11 protein-coding genes are annotated in these 12,967 nt (G+C 56.3%); 8 read left to right on the top strand and 3 right to left on the bottom strand.

Features of this window, described 5'->3' with window-relative positions; all coding sequences use genetic code 11:
• Positions 1 to 1,181, top strand: a 1,181-nt coding sequence (locus PMI22_RS20855) for a DUF1302 family protein (protein WP_007944370.1), incomplete at its 5' end; no start/stop codon positions are given.
• 54 nt (positions 1,182 to 1,235) lie between these two features.
• Entirely contained in the window at positions 1,236 to 2,594 is a 1,359-nt protein-coding gene (locus PMI22_RS20860) for a DUF1329 domain-containing protein (protein WP_007944366.1), read from the top strand.
• A 115-nt stretch (positions 2,595 to 2,709) separates the two neighbouring features.
• Here the strand turns inward: PMI22_RS20860 and PMI22_RS20865 are convergent, their stop codons facing one another.
• Positions 2,710 to 3,678: an ABC transporter substrate-binding protein gene (locus PMI22_RS20865; RefSeq protein ID WP_007944365.1), complete on the bottom strand. Its 969-nt coding sequence runs from the start codon at positions 3,676 to 3,678 to the stop codon at positions 2,710 to 2,712.
• Between the two features lie 154 nt (positions 3,679 to 3,832).
• Positions 3,833 to 4,672 carry a HalD/BesD family halogenase gene (locus PMI22_RS20870; RefSeq protein WP_007944363.1) on the bottom strand — a complete coding sequence of 280 codons (840 nt, stop codon included), beginning with the start codon at positions 4,670 to 4,672 and terminating at the stop codon, positions 3,833 to 3,835.
• A gap of 108 nt (positions 4,673 to 4,780) precedes the next feature.
• Between PMI22_RS20870 and PMI22_RS20875 the strand changes: the two genes are divergently transcribed.
• From PMI22_RS20875 to PMI22_RS20890, 4 genes are all read left to right on the top strand, one after another.
• The gene (locus PMI22_RS20875) at positions 4,781 to 5,692 is read left to right on the top strand and encodes a LysR family transcriptional regulator (protein ID WP_007944362.1); all 912 of its coding nucleotides are present in this window, start codon (positions 4,781 to 4,783) and stop codon (positions 5,690 to 5,692) included.
• A gap of 480 nt (positions 5,693 to 6,172) precedes the next feature.
• A complete protein-coding gene (locus PMI22_RS20880; RefSeq protein ID WP_007944361.1) occupies positions 6,173 to 7,471 on the top strand; it encodes a sialidase family protein in 1,299 nt (432 codons plus the stop codon).
• A complete protein-coding gene (locus PMI22_RS20885) occupies positions 7,468 to 8,082 on the top strand; it encodes a hypothetical protein (RefSeq protein WP_007944360.1) in 615 nt (204 codons plus the stop codon). Before PMI22_RS20880 ends, PMI22_RS20885 begins: the two co-directional genes overlap by 4 nt.
• Positions 8,083 to 8,114: 32 nt before the next feature.
• A complete protein-coding gene (locus PMI22_RS20890) occupies positions 8,115 to 10,151 on the top strand; it encodes an LTA synthase family protein (RefSeq protein ID WP_007944358.1) in 2,037 nt (678 codons plus the stop codon).
• 119 nt (positions 10,152 to 10,270) lie between these two features.
• On the opposite strand, the gene PMI22_RS20895 is transcribed toward PMI22_RS20890, so the two are convergent.
• The gene (locus tag PMI22_RS20895) at positions 10,271 to 11,488 is read right to left on the bottom strand and encodes a DUF3422 domain-containing protein (protein ID WP_007944357.1); all 1,218 of its coding nucleotides are present in this window, start codon (positions 11,486 to 11,488) and stop codon (positions 10,271 to 10,273) included.
• A gap of 307 nt (positions 11,489 to 11,795) precedes the next feature.
• On the opposite strand from PMI22_RS20895, the gene PMI22_RS20900 reads away from it, so the two are divergent.
• Both PMI22_RS20900 and PMI22_RS20905 read left to right on the top strand, forming a co-directional pair.
• A complete protein-coding gene (locus tag PMI22_RS20900; RefSeq protein ID WP_007944356.1) occupies positions 11,796 to 12,200 on the top strand; it encodes a hypothetical protein in 405 nt (134 codons plus the stop codon).
• Positions 12,194 to 12,886, top strand: a complete 693-nt coding sequence (locus tag PMI22_RS20905) for an RES family NAD+ phosphorylase (RefSeq protein ID WP_007944355.1) — start codon at positions 12,194 to 12,196, stop codon at positions 12,884 to 12,886. The genes PMI22_RS20900 and PMI22_RS20905 overlap by 7 nt, the downstream gene beginning before the upstream one ends.
• The last annotated feature ends 81 nt before the right edge of the window (positions 12,887 to 12,967 follow it).

Genomic DNA, 12,967 nt, shown 5'->3' with positions numbered 1-12,967 from the left:
GTGGTTCCGACCTGGTGGGCTTTGGCGCCAAATCGTTCCTGTTGGGCAATACCAATGCCGTGGTTCCGGGCAGCCCGTTGGGGTGTGGCCTGGCACCGTGCGACGCGTTGACCAACGTACGTCGGGGCAATGACCTGGAACCGCACAACAGCGGCGACTGGGGCGTGATGGCCAAGTGGTCGCCGGCCTGGCTGGACGGGACCCTTGGCGTCTACTACCGCGAAACCTCAGAAATCCTGCCGCAAGCCTGGCTGGATGCCAGAGGCATCTCCTCGGCCAACCCGAACGGCACCCGCCCAGCCGGGCAAGTGCCGGCAGTGGTCAACACGCTCAACTCGTTGAGCACCGCCACCTATCAACTGGCCTATGCCGACAACATCAAGATTGCCGGTCTGAGCCTGTCCAAGGATGTCGGTGGTATCAGTGTGGGTTCGGACCTGAACATCCGTCACAACATGCCGCTGGCCAGTATCCCGGCCATCGTCAGCACCAACAGCCCGTTGGGCCTGGGCCAGGGCCTCGGCCTGTTGCCGGCGCGCACCGCTTCCACCGGTGTGATCTACGACACCCCGAGCCGCGGCGACAGCATGAGCGCTACCGGCGACACCTTGCACTGGACACTGAACGGTCTGATGACCATTCCGAAAATGCCGGTGTTCGATTCGGCAACGGTGCTGGCCGAGCTGTACTACAGCAACCTGCTCCAGCTCGATGACAAGAACGAAGCGCTCTACAAAGGCAAAGGCACCTATCGCGGCATCGACCAGCCGACCCGTGACAACTGGGGCCTGGCGGTCAACTTCACCCCGACCTGGTACCAGGTGTTCCCGGGTGTCGACCTCAACGCACCGATGTCCGTCAACGTCGGCCTGGACGGCGTGTCACCGGTGACCGGTGGCGGTGCCAAGGATACCGGCAACTACGCCGTCGGCCTCGGTGCCGTGGTGTACAACAAATACTTTGTCGACCTGAAGTACGTGGACTCCTTCGGCCAAACCGACAAGTGCAACACCAGTGGCGTGAGCACCGGTCCGACCGGTGGTGATGGCTCGACGCCGAACGCCTTTAGCGGCAACGAAAACTACGCCTGTTACGCCGGAGGCTACTCGTCCTTCTCCGGTGGTGGCGCAACGACTGAGGACCGTGGCGCTGTTTACCTGACGATGAAAACAACCTTTTGATTCACAACTCTGATTCACCACTGATTTGCTCAATGCAAGCAGGAGAATAACAATATGAAATTTGCACAAACCGTGTTGGCTGCCTCGCTGGCGATGATCGTCGCCGCCCAGGCCCATGCCGCTGTATCGGCTCAAGACGCCGCCAAACTGGGTAGCAACCTGACCCTGGTCGGCGCTGAAAAAGCCGGTAATGCCGATGGCTCCATCCCCGCCTACAATGGTGGTCTGACCACGCCGCCGGCCAGCTTCAAATCCGGTGACAGCATGCGTCCGGATCCGTTTGCCAACGAAAAACCGGTGCTGGTCATCGATGGCAAAAACGTTGATCAGTACAAGGGCCTGCTCAGCGCAACGACCGTGGAACTGGCCAAGCGTTTCCCGACCTTCAAGGTCGACGTGTACCCGACTCACCGTACCGTCTCGCTGCCTCAAGCGATCCTCGATAACGGCGTGAAAAACGCCACCGGCGCCAAGTCCCTGGAAGGTGGCCTGGCCATCGACAACGTGCTGCCGGGCATACCGTTCCCGATCCCGCAATCGGGTAACGAAGCGATGTGGAACTTCCTGTTGCGTTATCAGGGCGTGAGCATCAGCTCCAAGTACGACTCCTGGAACGTTGACTCCGCCGGTGTTCCAAGCCTGGCGACCACCGGACAGGCGAACATCTCCTACCCGATCTACGAAAACCTGTCTCAGCCGATCAGCAGTGCCGACGTGTACTACCAGATGAAGCTGCAGTACACCGGCCCGGCGCGTCGTGCCGGCGAAGCGGTCATGCTCAAAGACGCCGCCAACCCGCTGCAACAACCACGCCGTGCCTGGCAGTACTTGCCTGGTCAGCGCCGTGTGAAGCTGGCACCGAACCTGGCCTACGACACGCCTAACCCAGGCACCGCCGGCGCCGGTACTTACGACGACGTCTTCGTGTTCAACGGTGCGCTGGATCGCTACGACTGGAAGTTGGTCGGCAAGCAAGAAATGATCGTGCCTTACAACACCTACAAGCTGACCTACGTCCAGGATCCGAAGTCGATCACGACTCCGAACCACCTGGCCCCAGAGTTCGTGCGTTGGGAAAAACACCGTGTATGGGTGGTCGAGGGCAACCTCAAGGCCGGCGCTCGTCACATCTACCAGAAGCGTCGCTTCTACCTTGACGAAGACAGCTGGACCGCTTTGGCCTCGGATCAATATGACGCCCGTGGTCAGCTCTACCGTGGTTCGTTTGCCTTCCTCAGCCAAAGCTATGACAAGCAGGTTCCTGACTCTACCCCGTTCATGATCTATGACCTGGTGGGCGGTTCCTACAACATCAACGGTGTAGTCGGCCCGTACGGCGGCATCAAATACATCGATCCGCTCTCCAAGGCGCAGTGGTCGTCGGAGTCCCTGGCGGGCGCCGGCATTCGTTAAGCAAACCAAGGCACGATCGCATTGGCGTTTGGTAAGTCCGCCCACTTTAAAGTGGGCGGGTTCGCCGCTCAGAGGGGCGTTAAAAAGAGCGGGCGTCCTTGCCCTCAGTGGCCGATCAGAGTGATGCCTGGATCTTTTTTGCAGCGACTTCATCGACCCAGGCACGCCAGACTTCCGGGTGCTCCTTAAGGAAGATCCTGGCCAACTTCGGTGACTCAATGCGCTCCTTGGTCATCCTCGCCAGGTTCTGGTTCAGCACATCGATAGGAATATTGACCTTCTCCAGCACCGCGACCAGTTCGGGAGCCTGTTCATGAAAAGGCGTGGAGAGTCCAACCATGGTAATGACGTTTTTGTTGGCCCCGGTCTTTTCTTCCAGTCTTATCGCATCGATCTGCCCCATTAGCGGAGTCGGTGACCAGTAGTAGAACAGGACTGGCTCACCGCGTTTATAGCTGGACAGGACCGCGGCATCCAATGCGGCACCGGTTCCCGGACGGAAATTCGTGAAGGTGTTTTCAAGACCGTACTCTTTCAACATCTCGGTATTGTCCTGCTCACAAATCCAACCAGCAGGGCAGTTATAGAAGCGCCCTTTAGACGGTTCCTCCGAATCTCGAAAAATCTTCGGGTATTTGCTCAGGTCAGAGACTGTTTTGAGGTCTGGTGCGGGTGCTGGCTTATTGCGCTTTGCGTCCCCCTCAACAACATAACGCGGTACATACCAGCCCTGAGTCGCACCGATGATCGGAGCACCGACCCCGACGACCTTTCCGGCGGCCGCAGCTTTTTTCCAGACTTCGCTACGCTCCATCCACTCTTCGCCAAACACTTGAATGTCGTTGCCGGCCAAAGCAGTCTCAAGAATGATGGTGTTACCCACCAACTGATCTGTTGCACAGCCATAGCCCTCCTTGAGCACGATCATCATGATGTCGGTAAGGAGCATCCCGCTCTCCCAATTCAGACCGGCAAATTTCACCGGCTTGCCCGATTCACACCATCCTGAAGCCTGGCTTGAAGCACTACCGACGAGCAAGCCAAGGGTGAGTAACGAGGCCAGCAAACTCTTCCTGTTTTTCATAATCAGACGCTCCGAATCATTATTATTGGGGGCAGCGAACTGTTGTGTGCGACACAGGAGCAAACGAGCCCATCAGAATTAGCATGGACAGGTGCGTGCGCAAACATGTGAAGCGAAGAAGTGGATCAATTGCTTTTATTGTTTTTGGCGAAACTTAAACCAATGGATCTACCGAGGTACGCCCGTAGAACAACTGGCGGGCATAGGCACTGAATTCAACGTTGGGCTGGTCCACGTACGCGAACACTGCATTGAGCCTCAGCCGGTCCCCTGCCACCGGCGTCACCCGATGCAATGAATAGCGGCCACGGAACAATGTCAGGGTGCCGGGCACTTGAGGCAGAACTTCTATCTGCTGTGTGTTCGGATCATCGAGGAATTGTCTGACCGCGTCATAGCAATCGTCGTTTTCATTGCGCAGCATGCGCACGTACTCAAAATCCCCCCCGGCGCTCGCCGCCTGAAGGGACAGCGTGACGCTGAAGTCGGAACGATCAAAGTGCCATCCCAACTCCTGCCCCGCCGTGAAGCCCTGCAAGTTAAGGGCGGCTAACGGATCGGCATGACGATAGAGCGCGTCCAGGTCCAAAACATCTTTGATGAAAGAAAGCACTTCGTCCGACTCATAGATCTGCCTGATTAAATGGTCGGCAGGAATATCTGCATACGCAACGGTGTCTTTTGCCGTGTTCATCAACCGTCGTAGCGGATGTTCTGGATCAACGCTTTCATCTTGGGGTTTGAAATAAACCGTGTGGTTTTCCCGAAAATGAAACATGCGCGAGTGCAAGGCAAGCGTCTGATCAGCCATCGCGACAACCGATGGATTGCGAACGAAACCCGGGAAGATCGCAACGCCCTCTTGCCCCAGCAAAGACTGACTTTGAGTGACCAATGCAAGATAAGCGAAGTTGGTGCGATCAGTAATAGGGTAGCGCTCTAGATCGATGATATCGCCCAGGGTTAGCGCAGGTGTAAAAGGCAGGGTTGTCATTTTTATTGGTCTCCGGTGGATCTGCTGGATTCAGATTGCATCGGCACCAAAATCAAGTCACGCTCATAATTTTACGCAATTTTGTGAATTATTTTCAGGTCGCTCGCCATGAGACTCACGCTGGATCACCTTGTGATGTTGCAAACCCTCTCGGAAGTCGATTCGGTAACAGCGGTTGCCGAGCGTTTATGGCTGACACCTTCAGCCGTCAGTCATCGCCTACGCGAAGCCGAGCGACGGCTGGGTGTAAGCCTGACAGAAAGATCAGGCGGAAAACTAAGACTCAGCCCTGCCGGCGTACGCCTGGAAAGGGCGGCCAAAGACATCATTGCGATACTGAATGAAGCTGAGTCTGAGGCCAGGTCCATGGCCGGTGGCGTCACGGCGTTTGTGCGCATGGGTGTCACCTCCTACGGCCCGTTTCGCTGGATTCCAAAATTCATCAAGCACTACTCAAGTCTCCGGCCAGACATCGAAATCACACTGGTGACCGTGCCCCGTAATGACGTTTACGCGAGCCTGATGCAAGGACGGCTTGATGTGTCCATCATCGATGACGGCATGGTGCCGAGTGGTGTAGCAAAACTGCCACTCTTCCGGGACGACTTGATTGCGATCATGGCAACCGATCATCCCCTTGCAGGAAGGCAAAACATTTATGCCGAAGACTTCAAAACCTACAACCTGGTGACCTACTCAACTGATCGCGCAAGTGGTTGGGAATATGATCGGTTCTTCGCCCCCGCCAGCATCTTGCCGCGCCGTATGATCACGGTGGAGTTGATCGAAGCCATAGTCGAACTGGTTCGCTCGGGATACGGAATCAGCATATTGCAACGCGATTTGGTGACCCCCAGCCTTGAGCGTGGGGAGCTTGCGTGGGCAGCCCTGAACGAAGGGCTGGACATCGCCTGGAACGCAATTATTCGGCCATCGGAAAGGGAAGATAGCGAAGTCAACAAAATGATTACAGAGCTTGACATCTGGATCAAATGTGCAGAAAAACCTGAACACAGCTAATCAATAACTAGCGCGCAAATAGTTTCTTTGGGCCGATTACAGTCTTTCGCATCAGTCTGGTTTCGCCCAGAAGCGGTCCCGCCGTCACAACGGTGCTCTCTGTTAAGTGATGACCCTGCAAATGGGGTAGGACATTGTTCGATTGAACAAATGGCGGTATCTCCACGGTTGCTTTAGGCCGCTCCCTGCCTCTCTGGCGGGAGCGATTGTGAATTCAACCGGTTATTCAGCTTCCTTTTCTGGTTCGTCCCTGTTCAAATCCATCTTTGCGACCAGCGGCAAAGCTGGCTGACGAGTATCGGACCGAAGCGAAACCCCTATAGAACGGGAGTGTCAGCGACTCAATCAGTCTTTGTAGGCCGTCGGGCCAACATGCTACAAATAACCGGTTACAGTATAAAAATTCATAAAAACCGATTTTGTACTAGCGAGTGTTAGCTTGCGCGCTTTATCGGGCCATGAGATGCCAAAGTCTTAATTATGCGCAAAAAGTTTCCCAGCCTTCCTGCCCTCTGTGTTTACCTTGCCCTTGGCTGCCTCTTTGCCGGCGCATGGCTCACCCACCCGGCCCCCAAGCATTCTTCCTTTGCCCTGATAAGTCCGGTTTCGGCTGTGAAGGATGAAGCGGCCAAGCCCATTTACACCAGCCGTTTCGCCTCCTCCGGGTTGGTGGACTTCGTGCATTCCTCAGCAATCACTGCCTTGCCTGACGGTAGCCTGATGGCGGTCTGGTTCGCCGGCTCTCGCGAAGGCGCAGCCGATGTGCAGGTGCGCTCCGCCCGTTTCAACGTCAGCACCGGTGAATGGGGGGAGGAACAGGTCATGGCGACCCGCGATTCGACCCAGCAAAGTACTCGAAAATACATCCGCAAACTGGGCAATCCGGTCATTGCACTGGCGCCGGACAACCGCCTGTGGCTGTTCTACGTCTCCGTATCCATGGGCGGCTGGGCCGGTAGCGCGGTCAATGTGATGGTTTCAGATGACTTTGGTGTGAATTGGTCGGCACCGCGCCAATTGATCACTTCACCCTTTCTGAACATCAGTACCCTGGTCCGGTCGGCACCGGTGTTTCATGTCGACGGTTCCATCGGTTTGCCGGTCTACCACGAATTTCTGGGCAAGTTTGCCGAGTACCTGTACTTGAGCGCAGACGGCGAAGTGATCGATAAATACCGCATCAGCCACGGCAATCATTCGTTGCAACCCGCAGTCGTTCCGCTGGACGGTCAGCGCGGTATCGCGTTGTTGCGCTACGCCGGCGAAACCCATCACCGAGTCCTGGCGAGCCGCACCGAGGATGCCGGGCAAACCTGGAGCGAACCTTATCCGCTCGATCCTTCAAACCCCAATTCCTCTTTGGCGGCCGTTGCGACACCCGAACACGGGATGCTGGTAGCGCTCAATGATCTGCAGGAGGGGCGCTTCAAGCTGAGCCTTTATCTCACCGATGCGAAAATGGAAGATTGGCGTTTGGTGCACGATCTGGACAAATCACCGGATCCCGAGGGCGACCCGTTTTCACCCCTCGCCTACAAGGAAATCATCGGGATTGAGTTCCGAGGATCCAGTGGCAAGTTGCGCCAACCGCTGGAGGCGCAATTCCTCGCCAACCTCGACAACCGTGTCTGTAAAAACGACAGGTGTGAGTTTGAATATGAATACCCCTACTTCATCCGCAGTCCGGATGGGATGTATCACTTGGTCTATTCCTGGAACAACACCTTCATCAAACACGTCACCTTTAACGATGCGTGGCTGTCCGAGCGTCTCAAATGATTAGTCTTTGGCAAGCCCATCTCAGCTTCGCGATGATCATCTTTCTGGTGCTGCCGTCTTTTGGCCTGAACAGGGGCTGGCGCATCGCACTGCTCGTTGCATTGCTGGCCGCCAGTTTCATACCGCTGGGCGGGATATCGCTGGCCGCTTACTTGCGCAGCCATATTGATGACCTTGCGATCACTTCATTAGTGTTCATGGGGTGGGGCTGTTTGCGTCGATTGGAGGTGTTGCCGCCCGCACAGCACGGTGGTCACATCTGCGTATTGCTCCTCTTCGCCGTGATGGCCCTGGTGCTGTACCCGGCAACCCTGGGCTTGAGTGAGCTGGATCCTTACCGGCGGGGTTTCAGCCCGCGCCCCCTGCTGTTTGTTATCGCGATGCTTACGTTTGGCGCGTTTTACCTGCGCAATTACCTGGCTGTCGTGATGTTGACCTGCGCGACCCTGGCCTTCATCGCCGGGATCAAACCGTCCCAAAACTATTGGGATTACCTGATTGATCCGCTGCTGGGCCTGTATTGCTGCCTGGCACTGTTGGTGCTGGGGACACGCTGGGCGTATCGCCGGCTCATCCGGCCGCGCGGTCCACTGCGAAACCATTCCGTTTGAAATTTAACGAAACTCTTAATAGGGAAACATCGATGGGCTGGCTGAAATCGAGACGTTTGCATTACTGGCTAGGCGCAACAGCGATCGCGTTTGTGCTGTTTGCACTGCTGCGGGTGGTGTTCTTTTTCGGCTTTTCCGGTTTTGACGCCAAAGCCCTGAGTGAAGAAAATGCCGTCCTGACAACCCTGGGCATCGGTTTTCGTTTCGACTTGCGCCTGGCCATTCTGGTCATGCTGCCGTTGGCGTTGCTGGCCTGGATCCCGCGCTGGAACCTGATCAGCAGCCGTCTTGTTCGCGGCATCGCCCGCCTGTACCTGGTTGCCATCCTCAGCGCTCTGCTGCTGGTCTACATCATCGATTTTGGCCATTACGCGTACCTCGGCGTGAGGATCAATGCCACGGTGTTGCGTTTCATCGACGACGCGCAAATATCCCGCGATATGGTCTGGCAAACCTACCCGGTTATCTGGATTTCACTGGCTTGGCTGGCGACCGTCGCGTTCGTGACACTGGCCTTGGTGCGCCTGGAGCGCGTCACGCTGGACCGTCCCCGCAAAGTCATTTCCCGGTTCTCCGCGACATGGGGCAGTGCGGTGATGTTCATGCTGGTGCTGCTGGGTATTTTGGGGCGTGTCGAACATCTTAACTTTGAAAACCCGGTGCCGCTGCGCTGGAGCGATGCATTTTTCTCGGGCAATAACCAGGTTGCCGCATTGGGCCTGAACCCGGTGATTTTCTTCTACGACACCGTCAAGGTCGGCCATCTGCGCTATGACGAAGCGCAGGTGCGCCAACATTACGCGATCATGGCCAACTATCTGGGCGTCGACCAACCCGATCCGCAGACCCTGAACTTCGTCCGCCACCAGGCGCCGCAACCCTACAAGATACCGGGCTCGCGACCACCGAACGTGATGTTCATCATGCTTGAATCGTTGGGCACCAGCGCCGTCGGGGCCTATGGCAACCCGATCAACCCAACGCCCAATATCGATCGGCTGGCCACGCAGAGCTGGTTCTTCAAACACTTCTATGTGCCAGTAACGGGAACCGCAAAAACTGTCTGGGCCAGCATCACTGGGGTGCCTGACGTGACTCGACAGGAATCCGCGACGCGTAATCCACTGATCACCAATCAAAACACGCTGATCAATGCCTTCACCGGCTACGAGAAGATCTACACCATTGGCGGCAACTCCGGTTGGGCCAACATGAACGCCTTGATCAAGCAAAGTATCGACGGCGTTCGCCTGCTCGACGAGCGGGACTGGAAATCCCCGGTGGTCGATGTCTGGGGCATCTCGGATCTGGACCTGTTCAAGGAAACCGACCAGATCCTGCAAGCACTGCCCAAGGACAAACCGTTCTTCGCCTATGTGCAAACGGCCGGTAACCATCGCCCCTTCACGATCCCAAAGAGCAATGACGGATTCGAGGTCAAGCACCCTACCCTGGAGGAAGTCCAGGCCGCAGGCTCGCGCAGTGTCGAGCAGTACAACGCCGTACGCTTGCTGGACTTCAACATCGGACGCTTGATGGAAATTGCCAAGGCCGGCGGCTGGTACGAAAACACCATATTCGTGATGTATGGCGACCACAACACCCGTATCGCCCAGATCCCTTTCCTGGCACCGGCGTACGAACAACTGGGCCTGGAAAGCAACGCGGTGCCGATGATCATCCACGCGCCAGGCTTGATCGGGACGCGCACTGTCGAGGAAGCAGTCGGCCTGGTGGACTTGCTGCCAACCGTAGTGGGTATGGCCGGCTTTGAGTTCCGCAACAGTGGCATGGGCCGTGATATCCAGCAGCCCGCACCCGAAGGCGAACGCGTGGTGCCATTGGTACTGCGCGAAGGCACGTTCCCGCTGATTGCCGGCGTGACTCAACACTACATGGTTCAGATGGAACACGACGGCAGCTCGCCAAGTCTCCATGACCTGGCCTCGCCGACACCACTTGACAACGTCGCCGAGCAACACCCCGAAGAGTTCAAACGCCTGTCAGAGTTGACCCGCGCCATGCATGAAACCTCACGGTTGATGCTGTACCAGAACGCGCGCAAGTAACGGCTTTCCCGCGTCTATTGTGCAAATAGACGCGGGCCTCCCCCCTGTTACAAGTCACCGAAACCTATCCTTTGTAGCGGGCAGCTTTCGGTAAAAAAGTGAGCTTGAAGGCCGTTGCCTCAATGCTCTTTGACTTTCCGGATACGAAGCACAATCAACGCTAGAATGCCGATCGCGAGCGGCGTCATTGCGAGCATCGCTTCACGCGGGGCCACCGCAACGCCTAGCAAGTGCAACCCCGAGTAGCCCAGTTTGAGCAGGTTAATCAGGTAGTAGGTGATTGCAATAATCGACAGACCTTCCACTGCGCGCTGGATCTTGATCTGAGCATCGGCGCGGGCGTTCAGGCTTTTGAGAATATCCGAGTTCTGTTCTTCCATTTCTACCTGGACCCGAGCCTGTAACAGGTCGCCCAGGTTAGCCACGCTTTTGGCCAGGTGCTCCAATCGCTGTTCGGTGGCAGAGCAATACCTGACGGTGGGTTTGAAGCGACGTTCGATAAACACACCAAGGCGTTGGCAATCGCCCACGTGACTTTCGCGCAACTCTCCCAAGCGTTCAAACACCAGTTGAGCATAGGCCTGAGTGGCACTGAAGCGATGGCGGGTTTTCGCGGTGCTGCTGACCACCTGGGCAGAAAGGCTGGAAATATCTGCGAGCAACGCTTTCGCATTATTACTGTCGGCATGGGCGTTACGTTCAGAGAGTGTGACCAGTGTCTTGTCAAATACATCGAGCTGCGCGCTCAAGGACTTGGCCATGGTCAAAGATAACGAGGCCATCATCCGGTAGGTCTCGATTTCCAGAAGGCGACGTATCATTCGCCCCTGACGGTAGGCATTCAGGCGCCGGTTGACGAACAACAGGTGGTTGTTCCCCTCCTCGCTGATACGAAAATCGCTCCAGACCACCGCATCGCCGCCCCCTACGCAAGAACCGCTCGGGTCCTTGAAGCCGTAACGGGAGAGATCGAGATCGGCTTCACCACGCACCACGATCTGCACCGAGTTGATAAGCGTCGGCAAATGCCCTTCGACCTTTTGCGCCAGCACCTCGGGCAGCGTTGTCCAGGACAAATCATTGCTGGATGAAGTGACCACCAGGGTCAGGGTGAAAAACTCGGCATGGCGCTCCCATTTCAATGCATGGCCATCGAGTTGCGTGATGCCTTGGGCGGCCGTCAGGTCGAGGGCGCCAGGGCAGCAGTTTTGCAGGAATGCATTGCACGCCTGATCGCTGCCGAGGAAGGCCAGGTGAAATACATGGGCCGGCTCATCGAAATACAGTGACGGGCGCGCGTGTAATTCGTTGTGCAGGCTTTGTCGTAACGGGTGCATGTTGAGTGGCCATGTTGGAGTTGTTTTTGGCGCTTACGATTGATGCCCCGCGAGTCAAGGGTCCGCCCCTAAAGAGGTGTGCTCGGCAGCTTGGCGCAGGTTTTTCGGGACTTTATCGATAGCTATTGTTGGTGGGACTGATTGGCGAACTTAAGAGTCACCACCAGGTGACGAACATGGAAATGGTTCTGCGCGCCTGTCCGTAGGGCACCCTGTCTCGAGCATCCGAATGGATACTCGATGCGCTATTGATCTACAGACTCAAGTTGTATATTTTTGAGTCTATGGATCAACTGAGGTCTAGAAGATGGCAGTCCCCCTCCAGGAACAGACTTTCACCAAAAACCAGTGCGTCACGGGCTTGCGTGCAGCGGTCGGCATTCTCGAAAAATGGGCGGCGTCCAGCGATCAGGCCTGTCGCATCCTGCGTATTTCCCGCAGTACCTACACACGTGCCCGGCAGCTTGATCCGTCTTGGGCCGTGGCACTGGACGCTGACCAGATGCAGCGCATCAGTTTTGTGCTCAACATCCACGCCACGCTGCGCCTGGTCTTTGATAACCCGGAAAACGTCTACGGTTTTGCGTCGATGGCCAACGACAACGAGTTCTTCAATGGCCGTTCACCGCTCGAAATCATGTCTCAGGGCGACATGATTTCGCTGTATGAAACCTTTCGGCGCATTGATGTGTTGCGGGGTGCGCAATGGTGAGGGTGAGCGAACTGCCAGCGCTTGCCGGCGAGCAGTTACAGGCCTTCCGACTGGTTAATTCGAAATTTCCACCGATTGCTCTGTTTGATGACGTGGCGGACGCGGGTGAGTTTGAGGTGCTGTATCAGATACAGGCGCTGACAAATCCACGGCTTCACAATGAAGTGGGTCGTCTTGAGTTGATTGCGCGGGATCAGATCCCGTTCGGCATTCCTGGCTGCTCTTACGCAATAGCACCTTTTACCCACGTTAACCCGGCAGGTTCGCGGTTCAGCGATGGCAGCTTTGGCGTGTTGTATCTGGCGGATTCCATGGAAACGGCGCTGGCTGAAGTGCGGCATCACCAGAGTCTGTATTGGTCCAATGTCCGCAGCCTGAACTATGAGCGCTTTGTTTTCCGTGGGTTGTCCTGTTTGTTTGCGGACGCTGCGATGAAAGATGCTACGCCCATTGCAATGACTGATCCTGTCTACGCGCCTGACGATTACACGCATTCCCGGCAATTGGGCAGATCGATCAAAGAAGCGGGATGCCCCGGTATTCGCTACCACTCGGTGCGTGTGCAGGGCAGCTACTGCTGGGCACTGATGACGCCGCGACCGGTTGCATCGATTGTTCAGACGGCTCATTACGAGATGATCTGGAATGGCCAGATCACCAGTGTCAGCAAGATCAGTGAAACCTGAATGCAATCTGAAACGCAATCGAATGCATCCATTGCCGACATCGATAGTCACCATCAACCCAATGAAGTTCTCATAAAAAAT

Origin of the sequence: Pseudomonas sp. GM21, from assembly GCF_000282215.1 — a bacterium.
GTDB lineage: Bacteria > Pseudomonadota > Gammaproteobacteria > Pseudomonadales > Pseudomonadaceae > Aquipseudomonas.
This window is presented reverse-complemented; position numbering and strand designations above follow the sequence as displayed.

What these genes read in the sequence shown, in the direction of transcription:
- PMI22_RS20900 (WP_007944356.1), top strand. Translation starts at nt 11,796, where the DNA reads ATGGCAGTCCCCCTCCAGGAACAGACTTTCACCAAAAACCAGTGCGTC.
- PMI22_RS20890 (WP_007944358.1), top strand. Translation starts at nt 8,115, where the DNA reads ATGGGCTGGCTGAAATCGAGACGTTTGCATTACTGGCTAGGCGCAACA.
- PMI22_RS20875 (WP_007944362.1), top strand. Translation starts at nt 4,781, where the DNA reads ATGAGACTCACGCTGGATCACCTTGTGATGTTGCAAACCCTCTCGGAA.
- PMI22_RS20860 (WP_007944366.1), top strand. Translation starts at nt 1,236, where the DNA reads ATGAAATTTGCACAAACCGTGTTGGCTGCCTCGCTGGCGATGATCGTC.
- PMI22_RS20870 (WP_007944363.1), bottom strand. Translation starts at nt 4,672, where the DNA reads ATGACAACCCTGCCTTTTACACCTGCGCTAACCCTGGGCGATATCATC.
- PMI22_RS20865 (WP_007944365.1), bottom strand. Translation starts at nt 3,678, where the DNA reads ATGAAAAACAGGAAGAGTTTGCTGGCCTCGTTACTCACCCTTGGCTTG.
- PMI22_RS20885 (WP_007944360.1), top strand. Translation starts at nt 7,468, where the DNA reads ATGATTAGTCTTTGGCAAGCCCATCTCAGCTTCGCGATGATCATCTTT.
- PMI22_RS20895 (WP_007944357.1), bottom strand. Translation starts at nt 11,488, where the DNA reads ATGCACCCGTTACGACAAAGCCTGCACAACGAATTACACGCGCGCCCG.
- PMI22_RS20880 (WP_007944361.1), top strand. Translation starts at nt 6,173, where the DNA reads ATGCGCAAAAAGTTTCCCAGCCTTCCTGCCCTCTGTGTTTACCTTGCC.
- PMI22_RS20905 (WP_007944355.1), top strand. Translation starts at nt 12,194, where the DNA reads ATGGTGAGGGTGAGCGAACTGCCAGCGCTTGCCGGCGAGCAGTTACAG.